A 16457-nucleotide genomic window follows, 5' to 3' on the forward strand; every position below is an offset into this window, starting at 1 on the left:
AGAAAGTTGATACATGTCGCTTTTGGGGTTTTGAAATCCGGAAAACCATTCGATGCTAGCTTGCATTTCGCTTGACTGGGATAACAGTATCTACGGTCACTTTGTCAATTCTGTGCCTCTGTGGTGAAATTTGCATTCTCCGTCTAAGCCACAAACTACAAATACGGCAAAACATTCCTCATCGCCCGCTCCACATAGTCTTCCTTCTCCCCCACCGGCGCAACATAATCGATGGCACTGGCCGCTGCCTCAGTATCCACCAGGCGGGCGATGACCCAGGCTGCCAGGTATTGTGATGCCAGGCAGCCACCTGCAGTAGCGATATTGCCGCTGGCGTAGAAGGCCTGATTGAGCACATTGACACCTGCTGCCTGTACCCAGGGCTTGGTGGTCAGGTCGGTGCAGGCTGGCACCTTGTCCAGCAAACCCAGTCTGGCGAGGATCAGTGCGCCTGAGCATTGCGCAGCCAGCAGTTGCCGTGCTGGGTCAAACTGCAATTGTGCCATCAGGGCAGCGTCTTCAACCACTTCACGTGTGCGTGAACCGCTGCCGACGATGACGGCATCGGCGGTACAGGCTTCTTGCAGTGTTATCTGTGACTCCATCAGCACGCCATTCATGGACCGTATCTGCGCAGACGGGCCAGCAATCGATACGCGCCAGCCCGGCAGCTTGATACGATTCAAGATACCCAGGGCGATGAGTGAATCAAGTTCGTTAAAACCTTCAAAGCTGACAATAGCGATATGCATTTACTGCCCTTTCCATGTTGATGACATTGAGGATGAGGCATAATAGAAGCACAATTCAATACAATCAAATAATTGTCATGGATACGCTTGCTCATGGTACTCAACCGCTATAAAGGCCTGGTCGACAGCTTTGCCGCCGAGATACGCGCTGGCCGCTTGTCGCCGGGCACGCGCCTGCCTACCCATCGCAAGCTGGCGGCAAAGCATGGCCTGGCCCTGGTCACCGCCAGCCGCGTCTATGCCGAGCTGGAAACCATGGGCCTGGTCAGTGGTGAAACCGGGCGCGGCACTTTTGTACGTGAAACTGCACTCTCCCCCAGCCTTGGCATAGACCAGCAAGCCACGGCGACAGACATGGTGGACTTGAACTTCAACTACCCTTCCCTGCCGGGCCAGGCAGAACTATTGCGGGCAGGCTTGCGCCAACTGGCCAGCGCGGGCGATCTCGATGCCTTGCTGCGCTACCAGCCACACGGCGGGCGGCAGCATGAACGGGCAGCAGTAGCACGCCACCTTACCAGCCGCGGCTTGCAGGTAGATGCAGAACAGCTGGTGCTGGTCAGCGGGGCCCAGCACGGCCTGGCTGTCACGGTGCAGGCTTTGTTCAAACCCGGTGATGTGGTGGCGGTGGATGCCTTGAGCTACCCTGGCTTCAAGGTCGCCGCAGAATCGCATGGCCTGGAACTGGTCCCCATCGCCATGCAGCAACATGGCCCGGACCTGCAGGCATTGCAACAGCTATGCCAGAGCAGGCGCGTCAAAGCCGTGTATGCCATGCCCACCATACACAATCCCCTGGGCCTGGTGATGAGCCTGACGTGGCGGCAAGAACTGGTGGCCATCGCCCGCCAGCATGGCTTGCTGATCATTGAAGATGCGGCCTATGCCTTTCTGGCAGAGCAGCCACCAGCACCGCTGGCGGCGCTGGCGCCGGAATTGACGGTATATGTATCCGGCTTTTCCAAGAGCGTCTCTACCGGTCTCAGGGTGGGCTTTGTGGTGGCACCCATGCCGCTGGTGGCAAAGCTGGAACGCGCCATCCGCGCTACTACCTGGAATACCCCCGCGCTGATGACTGCCCTGGTGTGCAACTGGCTGGAAGATGGCACGGTAAGCCGACTGGAACAAGAAAAGCGGCAAGATGCCATGGCAAGGCAAGCCCTTGCGGGCGAAATATTCGCAGGCGACAACTACATCAGCCACCCCGCATCGTATTTCATCTGGCTGCCGCTACAGTCAGAAGTGCGCGCAGACCAGATCGCCATGGCACTGGAGCGCGAACATATCTCCGTCTCGACCGCGGCACCGTTTGCGACCACAGAGCAGGTGCCACATGCCATACGCCTGGCGCTGGGTTCTGTTGAACCGGATGTGCTCAAGCAGGCTCTGGAACAGGTGAGGGCAGTGATAGCGCGTTACACCTACTGACACTGGCTGGCACTGCGCTGCTGGCAACTACAGTTCCAACTACGGTTCCATCCACTGCGCCAGTATCAGGACTTACTTTGCCGGCCCTGAAAACGGGCCTTCTCAAAAAACTGGGTACGCGCCGTGAGCAAAACATTTTTGCCCAGTCTGAGCAGTGCAGCTTCTGCATCAGTGTCTTCAGTCACATGCAAGGCACCAGAGGGCATCTGCACTTCCAGGGTATTTACCCTGATAGGGCCATCCAAAGCAAACATGGGCAAATAATTCTTGTCCATGCCCTGGCATTCCGAAGCCAGCTTGAGACGCCTGACTCTCAGGCTCTGCACATTGACTTTCTGTGCACACTCTTTCATGGACAATTGCAAATCCATTTCTGGCAAAGGTACCTGAGCTGAGATTTCTACACCTTCAACACCAGCAAATTCCAGTTGGCTGATTGATGTGGGCAGGCGAATCTCTATTCCACCGAAGGCAGATCGTGCTGGCATCACACCCCGCCCCAGATCAATTGTGGCGATACCGTCGCTGAAATCTGCATTTACCGACAAGCCATTGTTTCCATTGTGGACTGTTACTTGCGAAACATCAGGATCAAAAACCACTCTGATGCCATCGGTACGAAAATTCGTCTCTGATTTCTTCAGCACCAATTTTCCTGCACCATCGACAGAAAATTGCTGGTCTGTTTTATGACTCGAAACAATATGCGCAAGCTGGCTCTTCTTCTGCTGTTTGAGCAAGGAATTGCCAGCAAAATACCAGATCACCGCAAGCAAGAACAGGCACACGCCCAGTTTGGGTAAGGCGCGGGATGTCATGCAATCTCCCGTTCTTTGATGAAGAAATACAAGGCTGCCCACAGCAAGACTGGAACACCCAGCCACAGCCCTAGTGACAACAGGTATTCCATCATGCTGTAGTGCACAGCCTCATCACTGACAGAAGCGAATATGCCTAGTTGTGGCGAGGTTTCTGTCCAGATAGAAAGAACGAATAACAGAAACAGCACCAGCAAAGTTCGCAACACTGGCGAACGCTTGAAGTAGGCAGTGCCCGCTGCAATAAATGCCTGTGCTGCAGATAGCGTCATGAAGAACAGCATTTGCTCGTTCAAAATCGGTCTCGCATTGCCCGTTCCATCAACGACAAGGTCTGTGGTCAGGAAAGGGAAGTACAAACGAAAATCATAGAGACAAGTCTCGCAACTGCTCATCTTCACTACCGCCTTCGCCAGCATCACTGCAGGATAATTCAGCAGCATGTACAACAAGGTATAGGCCAGCGGATAAAAGATGCTGATGACGAGAAAGGCCATCAGCCATTTTTCAAAGACCGATGCCGGGCGCATCAGGGCAATCAGGCTTGCACCTGGATTGAGCTGGTATTTGAAATAACGGCCCGCAAAAATCAGGCCAGAAAAAAGCAGGCCCAGCATATACCAGAAGACCTGTCCCGATAATTGAAACTGCCTGAGCAAGGCATGGTGACCAGTGCCCAAAAAAATCACCATAAAGATCAAATCCAGCATCGCCAGCACAGCAAAAAACCAGACATACTCACGCCGCTTCTCGGCCCAGTGGGCGTCCAGCAAACGGGAAAAACGGGTGGGATTAAAAAAATTGTTCATGTTTTTACCGCTTCAATCTGGATGCCATGTATCTCACTTTGCAACTGCTGTAAAACGCGCCTTCTCAAGAAATGCGCGACGCGCTGAGACAGTCACATCATTGCCTACATTCAGCAGGATTTGTTGTGGTAACAATTCAGCAGAAAAATCCAGGTGACCGTATGGCAGTATCACTTCCAGCTTTTCTACGCTGATATGCTCAGCAAGATAAAAACTGGCAGCGCAACATTTTTCTTTGGACGGCACTTTGCAAATCGACACAAGTTTAAGCCGACCGACAACAAACTCTTTGAAACTTGTACGCACACGACAATCCGAAATCTCCAGCACCAGTTCAGCTGCGGGCGCTGGCAAGCGACCAGAAATCTCAACAGAGCTGCCACCGGCAATTTCCACCTTGCCAACTGTGGATGGCAGGCGGATTTCAGTTTTACTGGAATAGTCATGGTCTATCACTGGTATCTCAGCTTTGCGCAGGATGACATTGAGGACTCCATCACCAGACTGCATGCTGGTGGCCACCTGCAAATTCTCATTATTAATCGATACTTGCGAAATTGCAGGATCAAATATAAGCGCAAAGTGGGCCTTGTAACCATCCGGGACACTGATCAACACCCTGCCACTATTGCCTATATCTGCCTGCTGCTTAGCGACATGTTTATTTTTATAATAAGTAACTTTTTCTTTCTTCAAATGATCTATAAGGAAATTACCTGATAGATACCAGGTCACGGTAGCAATGAAAAGCCAGACACCGATTTTAGAAAAGTAACGGGCCATCATGCAAGCTCCCGCTCTTTGATATGAAAGAATAAAACCGTCCATAACAACAGCGGCAAGCCCAGCCACATCGCGATTGAGACGATATATTCAAGCGCAGTGTGCTGTATGGCATCCTCACCATAATACGTCGCAAAAATACCCAATTGCGGTGCCCAGCCCAGTCCCATGGAAATACAGAACAAGAGAAATGTCCCCAGCACCGTGCGCAAGACTGGCGAGCGTTTAAAAAATGCAGTGCCACCGGCAATATGCGCCTGCGCTGCTGACAGCAGTAAAAAGAAAAACACCTGGGACTTGAAAGAATTTTCTGGATTGTAGGCCCCGGTCTTTTCTATATCCGTCGTCAACAAGGGAAAATAAAAGCGAAAATCATAAGTACAGTTTTCACAGGCTGGCAAGGCAGACACCATGGACTTGGCCAGTTGAACCGCAGGATAATTAAACAAGGTGTACAGCAGCGTATATACCAATGGATAAAAGATGCTGATGAACAGAAAAGCCATCAGCCATTTTTCAAAGACCGATGCCGGGCGCATCAGGGTGATCAGGCTGGTGCCGGGATTAAGCAGGGGCTGGAAATATCGTCCAGCGAAGATGAGAGCAGAAAAAAACAAACCCGTCATATACCATGTGGCTTGTCCCCTGAATTGAAATTCATTGAACGGCGAGTTGTCACTCTTTGCAAAAGAAAACACCATGGCGACCAGATCCAGCATCACCAGCACGGCAACAAACCAGGCATACTCGCGCCGCTTCTCGGCCCAGTGCGCGCGCAGCAAGCGGCCAAAACGGATGGGATTAAAAAAATTGTTCATGATGATTGCTCAACATTGTTTACCGGTTCAAGCCGGGCACTGGCCACCGCATCGAGTACCCCCTGCTTATTCATGCTCAATGCCTTGTACAGCAATTCAAGACTGACCGTGCCTTGCTCTGCACTGCTATTGCGCGCTACATAAGCCCATTGATTGCCCAGAGACTCGCGATAAATAGCTCCTTCAGTATCTGCTTCTTTATCAGTCACGCCCAGGTGCAGGCTGCTTTGCAGGGTGTCCATGCTGGCAGACAAGGCAAGTTTGCCGTCGTCAACAAACAAGACATGGTTCATCAGGCTTTCCAGATCATGCGCCTGATGAGTGCTGATGATGACCACGCGGTCTGCATGTTCTTTGCCGCTCAATATCTTTTTGAATTGTGAACGACCGAGTATGTCCAGACCATTGGTAGGCTCATCCATGAGCAATAAGGGTGTGTGAGTTGCCAGGGCAAAAGCGATCACCGCTTTTTTCTTTTGCCCCAGGCTCATGGCCGCAAAACCCTTGTCACGCGGGATTTCAAAAATCTCGGTATAGGCCAGAAAATCATTGCCAGAAAAGCGTGGATAAAATGGTGCATGGGTTTTATACAGCACCGCCAGGCTGATATCAGGAAGATGAAATTCTTCTGGCACGACATACACTTGTTCGAGGAATGCAGGCAAGCGCGCCGCAGGCCGGTAACCCAGTACATCCACCACGCCCTTATGCGGGAACAGCAAACCCGCCAGCACCTTCAACAGTGTCGACTTGCCGCTGCCATTACGGCCAAACAAGCCATACACGCCTGGCTGCGTCAGATGCAGCGAGAAATTCTCATAGACGCTCTTGCGTCCATATTCAAATTGTAGTTCTGTGACTTTGATCATCAATTTTCTATAGATATGTGGGGAAACATCAAGAAATCAGGTACGTGGTTTCGCGCAGACGGGCTGACCGAAAAACCCTTGAAAGCCTGTCCACCATCATTTTTATCAGCACTCTCGTGAGCGCTAGACCCACGCAAGGAAAACCGAAGTTTATTACCATTCACGCCAAGTGTGAGGCTGAAAGCAGACATACGCAGACATGCTCATCGGGAAATAAAATACTGATGTATGTAATATGCGGCAAGAGCTCAGTTTAATTTTCGGTATGGGCGGTGACATGTGTACCATTACGAGATGCTAATCATACCTACCCGGACTGCAAGACATCACGCAGCAACAACTATCTCAGGGCAAATGCTTTGAATGCTAATTGCTTATTGTCAGACAACTCCCAAACTTCTGTAGAAATTGGATTGGCTGCTTGCTGATATTCTTTGACAACTGTGCCAGACAACAAATTCATCAAATCACTCTTTTTGGAAAAAAGATAAACAAAATCATTTGCCGGTGCAACTGCATAGACAGGCCAACCCAGTTCTTTCTCCACTTTGGATTTTAATTCTTGCGTCAAGATCAGCGAGGCCTTGTTAACGCTTCGTGTCTCTATGATACCGAGCTTTTGTCCATTGACTTCAGAAAAATTGATGTTGATCGACTTTGCAATTTTTTCCAAGTTTTCTATCGCCGTTTTCCATATGATTTCCGCTGGCACATTCAAACTCTTGATTTCACCTGCCGACAGTATATGTACCATGTTTGTTATCTGATCGTAGTAAGCAATCACGCCGACGGCATGCCGACTCAATCTTTTAACCATCGCACTGTTCACCCCCTTGGTTTCCATCGCCATGACATTGACAAAAATATGTTCTTTTACCTTGTCCCAGTCAGTGGACAACACAAAGGCAGGGCGCACGATACTGGCAACGAATTGCTTTACACTCTCTGCATTGCCATCCCTGGCAAAAGTTTTGTGGATATTACTTAGCGATACTCTTACGGTATTGCGCTTGATGCGCACATCATAAAGATAAGGTTCAAGCTTGCTGAATGGAATCCCGCGCTGCTGCAGCTCACTCTCAAAAATAGATTCCGTCGTAGGCACCTCTTGCGTCTGCGCAGTAGCGGGAGCAGAAAAACCGGCAGCAACAACAAATGACGCAGCCGCGATGAAAGTCAGCAAAGGTTTAAGCAAGTTCATATCTTCCCTGAAAAATTGATGGTTTGGCATTCGCATAGCCCAACCTAACATGACGCAATAATGGCAGCCGATGAGCCCCTGAAAACGCAAGAAGATCAAAGAATGGAATTAATTATAACATTACATAATTGCAATAATTCATCTCACGCCGCCATCTTTTTCAACAAACATTTTAAAAGCTATGCATGCTCCTGCGGATGGCATACTTTGCGATGGGCAGATCAATAGCAGGGTGGATGCTACTGCGACAAACTGACTTTATTCTTGTCGGCAAGCTGCTTGCGGACAAAACGCACGCTTGCCCTGTTACCCCTGGTCTCGCCATCAATGACTGTTGGTTTGAACCTGCATTTTTCGAGTATGTCGACCAGTTCACCGTACAAGTTTCCCTCATTTTTAAAATTCCCACCACTGAAACCATAGGGCTTACCATCAACATCGATCTTGAAGTTGATTTCATTATCCTGAGGTTTGGCAGTAGTGAATTCCATGTCAAAAATGTCGGATTGATAGCTGGATTCGATTAACTCTGGCTTGGGATAGGGCTTACCACCAGGATTGGCCTTCCAGTCATAGTTGTAATACGCCCATCCCGTAACGGGGCGGCCTTCATAGGTTCCCACATTAAATTTGCATTGGGCTATGGCATAGAGTGCCATATCATCCAGCCGCTTCCAGTCACTGCTCATGGATGCATATTTGCCGACCACCTCGCCATCTTCTGCGATCAGGAATTTCAGGCTCATTGAACCCTCCATCGCGTATCGGGAAGTTTCAGGCGGGAAAGGCGGGTTCTTGCAACTCTCTTTGACCAGCTCAGGCGCTTTGTATTTTTGGTTGAGCACCATCTGCCATACGGTATTCGGCGGGTTCAATACCTCTTTCATATCCACTTCCACCTGCTTTGCCAGATCATCACGTTTCGTCTCTTGATAGACCTTGATCAGGTCAAGCACTGCGTTTTTCTTGTATGAATTGTCCAGCCCAAATTCTCGCTTTACCTTGTTAAGATAAACGGCCAACCTCAAATAATTCTCGGCTTTATCCCATTCTCTTTGACGCACATACACCTTGCCAAGGAAGGCAAATTCTTCATCCAGGCGAGTTGCCTTTATACTGCCGCCGTTTTTTCCAAAAATCTCAATCGCCTGAAGTGAGGCTCGCTCTGCTTCAGCAAGCTTGCCCTGCAACAAGAGCAGTTCTGCATAGACGTGCAAAAAATTGGCATAAGAAGGCCCTGTCAGTTGTGGATGTATCTCTCTCAAAGCAAATATCTGTGAGCAAACTTTTTGTGCCTGGTCAAGCTGACTGGATTTGATAAGCAATTCCATTTTTTGGGTGAGAACCCTGAACAATAACAGAGGGGAAGTAGTTTGCACCTTATCCGCAATGACCAGAGCCTGCTGGTTCAGTGACAGACTGTTCTCAAAATGCGGTGGAATGCGAGAGTACTCCTTCGCCGCCGTCGAGATCAGTTCATTGACATTGCCAGCCGTATCAGCATAGGTAGCATTTGACAGTAGCAGGGTCAGGACGGGCACAAGAGAAAAATTCTTCATCATATCGGTAATGTTCTTAAAAGAAGGAAACGCTTACAGCCCTGCATGCATGATAAGCAGAGCCTGTGTATGGCCTTATTTTTTGAATTGCAAAAATTAAAATGGCTTTTATCTTAACATCTTTAGAGTGTCAAACAGTCCTGAAAAGAGAGTAAAAACTATTCAGAAACGGGCGGCGAAGGGACAAGCTCACAGATTCAAACTCTCGTCTCATGGTTGCCCACGCAGTTCACCTGCCCGCATAGAATCAAGCCCTTAAAGCGCAAGCGATCTGCATTCACGGCGACAAACGGCCCGGCCCTCTATGGATAAACGTCGCCTCTTTAATACCCGGCAAGCCCAGGAACAAGGCCGTCAAACGCGCCAGGCCCAGGCCAAATCCACCATGCGGAGGTGCTGCCAGTTTGAATGACTCCAGATAAAACTCCAGACCTTTTCCTGTCAAACCTTTTTCAGCAAGCTGCTGCATCAGGATGCCGTATCTGTGTTCGCGTATGGCGCCCGTGGTAATTTCAACGCCACGATATAGCAACTCAAAACTCCGGGTCAGGCTCCGACCTTCGCGCATATGGTAAAACGGTCTTTGCTTCCACGGTACACGGGTCAGCGCCACCAGTTCATGGCCTTGCTCCCGCATCATCGCACCCAGTTTTCGCTCTTCCTCGGCGCTGAGTGAATCGTCACCGGATACACCCAGCAAAGCCTGTGCTTCTGCAAATTCAAGTATGAGGCAGGGGCCGGGGACCGTCGCTTTGGGATAGTGCGATATCAGCTCTGGCCCCATCCTGACAAGCACCTGCTGCAAGGCGGTGGTGATCATGGCACATTCGAGTTCTATGATCTCGACTTCGCTTTTCACCCCTTCCAGCTCAACGTCGAAGGAGATAAACTCCGTCGCGTGGCGGGAAGAAAAACTGGGTTCTGCCCTGAACACAGGCCCAACTTCATAAATCTTGCCCAGGCCAGCCATGATGGCAATTTGCTTGTATATCTGCGGTGACTGGGCCAGATAAGCCCGTTCGCCAAAGTACTTCACTTCAAACACCTCAGCCCCTGACTCAGATGGCGCGCCCATGAGCTTGGGTGAGTGTATGCCTATGAAGCCCAGTCTCCTCAGATAGCTGGTCATTTCCATTTCAATTTCGCTCTGCACTATCAGCGCCAGGGCCTCTTTGCGCTCACGAAAACGTGCCGCCGGCCATGCCAGCTTAGTCCCGATTTCACTATCGGCAGATATTGGCCACTGCACCGTCGGTGACAGCAATTCGATAGACTCTGCCTGTATCTCAAAGCCACCAGGTGCCTGCGCCGCTGCGACTACGACACCTTCGACTGCAGCATAGGCCTGATGCATCAAGGCCTTCGCCTGCTCACGCGCTGCGCCAGTGGCCACGACTTGCACTTTGCTCGCACCAGATTGCAAAATGACGAATGCCATTTTGCTCTGTATGCGGGTGGCGGCCACGAAAGCTTCCACTCTTATTTTCTTTCCTGCCTGTACTGCGATTTCCTCGAATGTAAACATGTCCTTCTCCTTGATTGCGGGTTGATAAAAATGCCGCCTTCGGATTCCGGAAATGAAAAAGCCCGGAATCTCCGGGCTTTTTTGAATCGTGGTTTTCGCTATTTGATCTGATACTGCGCAGATATAGCAAAACGACCCCAGCCCGAGTTCGAGTTGGAATCATTATTATTAATGCGGGCAAGCAGCAAACCACTGCTCGCGCAGGCGTAGCTACGCAGGGAGCGCGGCCCCGGCGTACTTGCTATGCGTGGATACAAAGTAGTTTGCATGATTGTTGTCAAAAATTGGATGGGTGTCTGCATGAGACTGAGCAACTAGGCTATCTCAAGATGATCCAGGCTGTCAATAGCCCTTGCTGATTTACTGCGCGACCTGTCCCGACACACCTTCCAGCACCGTCGCAATTCGCCCCGCCAGCGGCAGCGTGCCAGCGTCATAATTCGACAGCACGACCACGGTATAACCTGCATCGAGATACATCTCAAGATTGCTGTAAATGCCGGGAAAACCCCCGCTGTGGCCTGCGACTTTACCCAGCTTGCCAGAGCGTATTTCAAAGCCATACCCATAGCTGCCCTTGTCTGCACGGCCTGCGGTGTGGTCTTGCCAGAATAACTGGCGTGTTGCTGGCTTGAGCAACTTGCCTGCCTGCAGTGCATCGGCAAAACGCAGCAGGTCATGCGCACTTGAATAGCCTATGCCATAGGGGCCGCCGCGCACTGGTATCAGGACGGTGTTTTCTTTCCTGCTGGCTGCCCCGCCTCGCGGGCTGATGTAGCCGGTGGCGAGGTTTTCTGTCCCCTCATCCCTGATATAGTTATCGGTACTATTCATGCCTGTCGCCAGAAACACATGCTGGCGTACATAGTCAAAATAATCTTGTCCCGAGACTTTTTCTATGATGACACCCAGAAAAAACATCCCCATATTGCTGTACAAATAATTGCTGCCAGGCGCAAACTCCAGTGTCGCATCGCGTGTAAAAGGCTTGTAGTCAGCCAGGTTGCGCATGGTGGCCATCTGCATATACGGACCGTTGAGAAACTTGTCGGTAAAAATATTGCCCAGCCCGGATGTGTGCGCCAGCAACTGGCCTATGGTGATTTTCTTTGCCACCTCAGGTGACAACCAGCTGGCATCCACATATTTGCTGACCGGGTCTGCATACGACAAACGCCCCGCATCCGCCAGCTGGCCTATGGCAACCGCCGTAAACATCTTGCCGACCGAGGCGACATTGAATATGGTATCCATCGTATTCGCCACATGATAACGCTTGCTGGCCTCACCACAAGCTGCTTCGCTGATGACATGATTGCCCCTGGCAACGACATACACACCAGAAAACTCATCCTTGCTGCAAGCCATGACAAACATCGCTTGCAGCTTATCCTTCAATGCAGCTTCAAGCGCAGGAGACAGCGCCGCATTTTTGTCCGGTATCGCAGGTGCGGCAGCAGAACCTGCTTGCGCAGCGACATGGGATGACAGCAGTAAACTCAACATGACAGACAGGGCATATGGCAGACGCATTATCTTCCTTGATCATTAATAGATAAAAATACAGACGATAGAAATATAGACAAAATCACAGATGAAATTACAGCTGAAAATCAGTCACGTAAAAATACCTGTTACTAAAAGTGGCCCTGAGCCGGGTTTTTGTTTGCATGTCCACAGACAAACAATCCCTGTTTTTATAGAATGTATAAATCCCACCAGTTTTTGGCCGCATTCCGACTATCGAACGCAAATAAATGCTGCGGTGTTTGGCCCTCCACTCGCGTAGGCATCACCCTTTCTTAAGCCAAGGATATAGTGACCAGAAGAGCCAGAAACCACGCTTGATGTCCAAGCGTAGTTTGGCGAATCCGCTAATCTCCCTGAGCCAATGACTCCAGACAATTCCAGCTGGGTAGGCAGTCGCCAGCCAGTTTGACCATTAAACGTTGTTGTAGTGCAGGCGCTTAATGCCCCATCGTATGTCAGCAGCTGCGTTGAAATTGGCGTCCAAAGTAATCCGCCTTGCGATGTAAAACCACTTGGTGGCGTGATGTATCCGGGCTCAACTTGAACCGTCACAACTGCGGCATCGCTTGCCCCATATAAGTTTGAACCAACAAAAGAATACTTTGTCGTCACAATCGGGTTTACTGTCAACGATTGTGATGTACTCCCGGTACTCCATAAAAATCCGGTTGCGGCAGGAGCACAATCAGCTGTTATCTGCACTACTCCACCTGGCGGAACCACGATTGCTGAAGCATTTAATTGACAATTTGGACGCTCAAGTCTTCTAAAATCAGTAACATGATTCGCCTGGTAAGTGGCGCGTCCTCCAGTTGCCATCCAGAAATTGTGTATCAAATTTACACCACTTTTTGCCCAGAATTCATCGGCAAAAGCAGGCTTTGTAAATTGACTGATGCTGGAAGTTATTAAATCACTTGTTGTCTTTTGAAGCGTATCTTTGTCTGTCAATACTATTGTTAAAGTACGGAAACTGCGCCGCGCTTTAGCCATATCCGGTTTCACTTCTCCTGCCGCAACCATTAAATTGCCATATTCCTCGGCAGTATATTTCGTGAATCCAGTCGCCAAAAAATTTCCTTTGCTTCGATCTATCCATGCAGGTGATTGTGCAATCAAAACATCAGGAACTTCAGAACTGGCTATCAAGCCCATACTATATAACTCAAGCGGCGCATAAGGAACGCTATTGCCCCCGCTTGTATATTCAGAGAATGCGTTTAATTGGGCAGAGACTGAATCAATTGTCGATTGCGACGTGCCAGGATAAAACGGTAAAGTTGCAGCTGCATGGTATTGATTGCCTCCAAGCGAACTAAAACGACTGCTATTCCATCCACCTAATTGGCCGCCTACTGACGAAAAGCCCCAATGATATGCATCGGTGGTAGGAAGTGCGTAATTTCCAAATTGATGAAAAATTTCATGTAGCAATGGTCCATTACGAATTCCATCGTTCCAAAACGGAATTGTCATCGTTCCCAAAAATTTTGAACATTGTGTCTGGGCGCAAGAATTTTTCCGGCTATAGAATCCATAAGGTGCGTTGGTCGGTTTTGGTTCGAAATCCCAGATGTAAAAAATAGTATCGAAATTGTCTTTGAAATGCCCTTTTACATAGTTGGTAATTTTATCTTGAAGTGCATATACTGGAGTAGACAATGCTTCATTGCCGCGATCGAAATTTGATAACGCATTAAACTCATTTGTTGTCAGTTTATAGCTCACGATGCAATCGCCTGGGTAGGTGCGAAATGGACCTACATGAGATACAGTCGGCTGAGTCAGGCATTCACTTGGGATGCCCGGTTGAGAAGTCGTTGTAGTCCCCCCTCCCGTGCCGGGCGCGGTTATTGTCGGAGTAACTGCCACTTCAACAAATGCCCAGTCAACATTTCCCAGCAGTGCAAGCGCACCGGCCGTTGAAGTAGGTGTAATAGCATTCACCATCGCCATCGTCTTGGTAATAGATTCTTGTGGTGAGTTGTAGTTCAGCCCTTGCTGAATCGCGAAGAAATTAGCTAAGGCTAATTTTTTATCCAGTAAGTCAGCTACCCACCCCCAAGTGACATCTCCTTTAAGCAAATGCGCCGAAACCAAAATTGATCTGACTACTGTACCGTGTGTTTGACGTCCTGAAAGTATGTCATTGCGCCAGTATTCGAGTTCAGCTGCATTTGGTGCAGTCGCACCAGTCCTGCCCAATACGTTTGCATAAACTATCGTGATGAACTGATCCAGCGTCAAATTCGAGGAATAGCCTGTTAACGTTGGGTACTGTTGGGCTGCAAGATAAAAATTATCAGCAATGGTATTAATTGATTGTCCCGCTTTGAACTGGTCAATCCAATAGTTTAGGCCGTCAGCGTCTGGCAAGCGATTGAAATAGGCAATATAGAGTTCAACGATGGATTGAAGATCAGCCGCTGGAATTGTTTGAGAGTTCGCACCAACATTAAGATTGACTGTGATATCACTAAAAACGATTTGATTCACTTTCCCAATAGTCTTTGGTGCGGTGACACCTGTCACATCAGTGATGATATAACCAGTATCCGTTTTAACAATGGTGTAATTTGAGCGAATGCCAGCAATGCTGGCTGAGCTCAACGGCAAAGCCTGGTAGCTTTGGCTGGACGCCACAGGCTGGGGGAGTTTAGCTTCACCTGGGGCTGGACTACCGTTGCAAGCGACCAGAAGTATCGCAACGCTTGCTACTACAAACATGTGTTTGATTCGTTTCATCGCCAGTCCTTCAAATTGCATTCGTATTTCCGTGTGATCAAAGTCAATTTGAAAGGAGCTAAGAGTTCGCACAAATTAACAAATTGGAATCTTTGCAGAATAATACATGATTTTAAAACATCAAAACATCCGAAAAGAGCAATGATTTCAAAATCAGATAAGAATCCACCAAAATGTCGGTAAGCTCTGTCCAACAAAAAAGCCAGCTCTTCTTTCCCATGGGATTAACACTTAGCGCACGTTCAAGGTGATTCTTGTAGATAGCCACGTCGGCATCATCCAGATACACCGACAAACCAAGCCGGCGTTCACGGATATAAGCCAGTGCGCCCAGGAAGGGACTGCCGGGCAGGAAGCCATTTCACATCGCTCCTTGCGTGTAAAATCCAGCATACCGAAATGTCTCATGCGTACGATTACGCGATGCTAATCGTATCTACATGAGCTACCTACGCGAGCTGCATGATACTCTGCCGCTCACACCACTCATTGCAAAGCACTACCAAGCACAAAAACTATGCGCAAGCAAATCCGAGATGAAGTTATTTCTATCACTCCCTTCGATGCGATGGAGGGCGAAGATATTTCACGCTGCCTTGCATGGATAGACTCCGGGCTTGAGTTGTGTCGCATCGCGAAGCCAGCCACGCCACCTATGCACCTCGTGTCATATTTTGTCGTTGTAGATGAAGGGCATGTCCTCCTGGTCGATCACAGGAATGCCCAGTTATGGTTACCGCCAGGTGGGCATGTTGAACCAGGCGAACACCCGCGCGTTACTGTGGAACGTGAATTGCAAGAGGAACTCGGTTTTGCAGCATTGCATCCAATCGACGCGCCCCTGTTCGTGACCATCACGACGACTGTCGGGCTTACAGCAGGACATACGGATGTTTCGCTATGGTACGTAGTACGCGCCAGCCGCCACCAGAGTTTCCAATTTGACGAAAGCGAATTTGTGGATGTACGCTGGTTTTCGTTCAAAGAAGTTCCGTTTGAACGCACAGACCCGCATATGAAACGCTTCATTGCTAAGTTAGCTAGCTCGTAGATACGATTAGCATCGCGTAATCGTACGCATGCAATCTCACCATTTAGTGCAATGCCTGAGAATTTCGGTGCACAAACTCAATACAAGCATCAACATTGCTCTTCAGCGTTGACACTTGAAATTTGCAATTGAAATGTGGGCAGCTTATTCTTAACGAGACATTTCACATCGCACCTTGCGTGTAAAATCTAGTATATAGAAGTATCTCATGCGTACGATTACGCGATGCTAATCGTATCTACGCGAGCTGATTTTGAGTAGAGTTTTTCTGGATTCCGGCCACGATGTCGTCCATGAAAGCCTTCCTTTGTTCCTTCGGCAGCGCCATCATCTGCCTGACCTGGTCGACGGTCAGCATATTGATTTTTGCCAGTTGTTCCTGTGCTTTTGGCTGCATAGGCGTCACTATTTCGCCATCGGGATATAAATCTTTTGCTGAAACTGTCGGCGAGTTGCTGAGTATCAGATTTTGCCGGTCGGTGAACCGTTGTTGAAGACTCTTTGTCATGTTCTCACCTCGTTCAAGTATGCGAGGGCATGAGGAAATTCTATTTCCATCACAATTCGCG

Annotated in this window: 15 protein-coding genes and 1 pseudogene; 2 read left to right on the plus strand and 14 right to left on the minus strand. The window is 49.2% G+C overall.

The genetic code is table 11. The annotated features are described in order from the left end of the window. Positions 1-155 precede the first annotated feature (155 nt). A complete protein-coding gene (locus tag DFR42_RS28045) occupies positions 156-752 on the minus strand; it encodes a DJ-1/PfpI family protein (RefSeq protein WP_110258384.1) in 597 nt (198 codons plus the stop codon). Positions 753-845: 93 nt separating this feature from the next. Between DFR42_RS28045 and DFR42_RS28050 the strand changes: the two genes are divergently transcribed. Next, positions 846-2180 carry an aminotransferase-like domain-containing protein gene (locus DFR42_RS28050; protein ID WP_110258385.1) on the plus strand — a complete coding sequence of 445 codons (1335 nt, stop codon included), beginning with the start codon at positions 846-848 and terminating at the stop codon, positions 2178-2180. A gap of 65 nt (positions 2181-2245) precedes the next feature. On the opposite strand, the gene DFR42_RS28055 is transcribed toward DFR42_RS28050, so the two are convergent. From DFR42_RS28055 to DFR42_RS28110, 12 genes and pseudogenes are all read right to left on the minus strand, one after another. Beyond that, the gene (locus DFR42_RS28055; protein WP_110258386.1) at positions 2246-2998 is read right to left on the minus strand and encodes a hypothetical protein; all 753 of its coding nucleotides are present in this window, start codon (positions 2996-2998) and stop codon (positions 2246-2248) included. Then, a complete protein-coding gene (locus DFR42_RS28060; protein WP_110258387.1) occupies positions 2995-3807 on the minus strand; it encodes a hypothetical protein in 813 nt (270 codons plus the stop codon). Before DFR42_RS28060 ends, DFR42_RS28055 begins: the two co-directional genes overlap by 4 nt. Positions 3808-3840: 33 nt before the next feature. Continuing rightward, positions 3841-4593 (minus strand): hypothetical protein, encoded by a 753-nt coding sequence (locus tag DFR42_RS28065; RefSeq protein WP_110258388.1) that lies wholly within the window; start codon positions 4591-4593, stop codon positions 3841-3843. Further along, entirely contained in the window at positions 4590-5408 is an 819-nt protein-coding gene (locus DFR42_RS28070; protein ID WP_110258389.1) for a hypothetical protein, read from the minus strand. The genes DFR42_RS28065 and DFR42_RS28070 overlap by 4 nt, the downstream gene beginning before the upstream one ends. After that, positions 5405-6277, minus strand: coding sequence for an ATP-binding cassette domain-containing protein (locus DFR42_RS28075; RefSeq protein ID WP_110258390.1), 873 nt, complete (start codon positions 6275-6277; stop codon positions 5405-5407). The genes DFR42_RS28070 and DFR42_RS28075 overlap by 4 nt, the downstream gene beginning before the upstream one ends. A gap of 340 nt (positions 6278-6617) precedes the next feature. Then, on the minus strand, positions 6618-7577 hold the full coding sequence (locus DFR42_RS28080; protein ID WP_170133727.1) for a hypothetical protein: 960 nt from the start codon (positions 7575-7577) through the stop codon (positions 6618-6620). Between the two features lie 140 nt (positions 7578-7717). Next, complete coding sequence (locus DFR42_RS28085; protein ID WP_110258392.1) at positions 7718-9040, minus strand: energy transducer TonB; 1323 nt, start codon at positions 9038-9040, stop codon at positions 7718-7720. 274 nt (positions 9041-9314) lie between these two features. Then, positions 9315-10562: an amino acid--tRNA ligase-related protein gene (locus DFR42_RS28090; RefSeq protein WP_110258393.1), complete on the minus strand. Its 1248-nt coding sequence runs from the start codon at positions 10560-10562 to the stop codon at positions 9315-9317. A gap of 98 nt (positions 10563-10660) precedes the next feature. Beyond that, entirely contained in the window at positions 10661-10831 is a 171-nt protein-coding gene (locus DFR42_RS29425) for a hypothetical protein (protein ID WP_170133728.1), read from the minus strand. 91 nt (positions 10832-10922) lie between these two features. After that, entirely contained in the window at positions 10923-12095 is a 1173-nt protein-coding gene (locus DFR42_RS28100) for a serine hydrolase domain-containing protein (protein WP_110258395.1), read from the minus strand. Positions 12096-12302: 207 nt separating this feature from the next. Continuing rightward, positions 12303-14858, minus strand: coding sequence for a DUF4214 domain-containing protein (locus tag DFR42_RS28105; protein WP_110258396.1), 2556 nt, complete (start codon positions 14856-14858; stop codon positions 12303-12305). A 160-nt stretch (positions 14859-15018) separates the two neighbouring features. After that, positions 15019-15198: pseudogene (locus DFR42_RS28110) on the minus strand (IS66 family transposase); the annotation flags it as partial. Positions 15199-15354: 156 nt separating this feature from the next. Between DFR42_RS28110 and DFR42_RS28115 the strand changes: the two are divergent. Continuing rightward, positions 15355-15888 (plus strand): NUDIX hydrolase, encoded by a 534-nt coding sequence (locus DFR42_RS28115; RefSeq protein WP_110258398.1) that lies wholly within the window; start codon positions 15355-15357, stop codon positions 15886-15888. A 238-nt stretch (positions 15889-16126) separates the two neighbouring features. On the opposite strand, the gene DFR42_RS28120 is transcribed toward DFR42_RS28115, so the two are convergent. Beyond that, positions 16127-16396 (minus strand): hypothetical protein, encoded by a 270-nt coding sequence (locus tag DFR42_RS28120; protein WP_110258399.1) that lies wholly within the window; start codon positions 16394-16396, stop codon positions 16127-16129. Between the last annotated feature and the right edge of the window lie 61 nt (positions 16397-16457).

This window comes from Undibacterium pigrum, assembly GCF_003201815.1.
Classification (GTDB): Bacteria; Pseudomonadota; Gammaproteobacteria; order Burkholderiales; family Burkholderiaceae_D; genus Undibacterium; species Undibacterium pigrum.

What these genes read in the sequence shown, in the direction of transcription:
- DFR42_RS28050 (WP_110258385.1), top strand. Translation starts at nt 846, where the DNA reads ATGGTACTCAACCGCTATAAAGGCCTGGTCGACAGCTTTGCCGCCGAG.
- DFR42_RS28085 (WP_110258392.1), bottom strand. Translation starts at nt 9,040, where the DNA reads ATGATGAAGAATTTTTCTCTTGTGCCCGTCCTGACCCTGCTACTGTCA.
- DFR42_RS28115 (WP_110258398.1), top strand. Translation starts at nt 15,355, where the DNA reads ATGCGCAAGCAAATCCGAGATGAAGTTATTTCTATCACTCCCTTCGAT.
- DFR42_RS28060 (WP_110258387.1), bottom strand. Translation starts at nt 3,807, where the DNA reads ATGAACAATTTTTTTAATCCCACCCGTTTTTCCCGTTTGCTGGACGCC.
- DFR42_RS29425 (WP_170133728.1), bottom strand. Translation starts at nt 10,831, where the DNA reads ATGCAAACTACTTTGTATCCACGCATAGCAAGTACGCCGGGGCCGCGC.
- DFR42_RS28090 (WP_110258393.1), bottom strand. Translation starts at nt 10,562, where the DNA reads ATGTTTACATTCGAGGAAATCGCAGTACAGGCAGGAAAGAAAATAAGA.
- DFR42_RS28100 (WP_110258395.1), bottom strand. Translation starts at nt 12,095, where the DNA reads ATGCGTCTGCCATATGCCCTGTCTGTCATGTTGAGTTTACTGCTGTCA.
- DFR42_RS28075 (WP_110258390.1), bottom strand. Translation starts at nt 6,277, where the DNA reads ATGATCAAAGTCACAGAACTACAATTTGAATATGGACGCAAGAGCGTC.
- DFR42_RS28065 (WP_110258388.1), bottom strand. Translation starts at nt 4,593, where the DNA reads ATGATGGCCCGTTACTTTTCTAAAATCGGTGTCTGGCTTTTCATTGCT.
- DFR42_RS28055 (WP_110258386.1), bottom strand. Translation starts at nt 2,998, where the DNA reads ATGACATCCCGCGCCTTACCCAAACTGGGCGTGTGCCTGTTCTTGCTT.
- DFR42_RS28045 (WP_110258384.1), bottom strand. Translation starts at nt 752, where the DNA reads ATGCATATCGCTATTGTCAGCTTTGAAGGTTTTAACGAACTTGATTCA.
- DFR42_RS28105 (WP_110258396.1), bottom strand. Translation starts at nt 14,858, where the DNA reads ATGCAATTTGAAGGACTGGCGATGAAACGAATCAAACACATGTTTGTA.
- DFR42_RS28070 (WP_110258389.1), bottom strand. Translation starts at nt 5,408, where the DNA reads ATGAACAATTTTTTTAATCCCATCCGTTTTGGCCGCTTGCTGCGCGCG.
- DFR42_RS28120 (WP_110258399.1), bottom strand. Translation starts at nt 16,396, where the DNA reads ATGACAAAGAGTCTTCAACAACGGTTCACCGACCGGCAAAATCTGATA.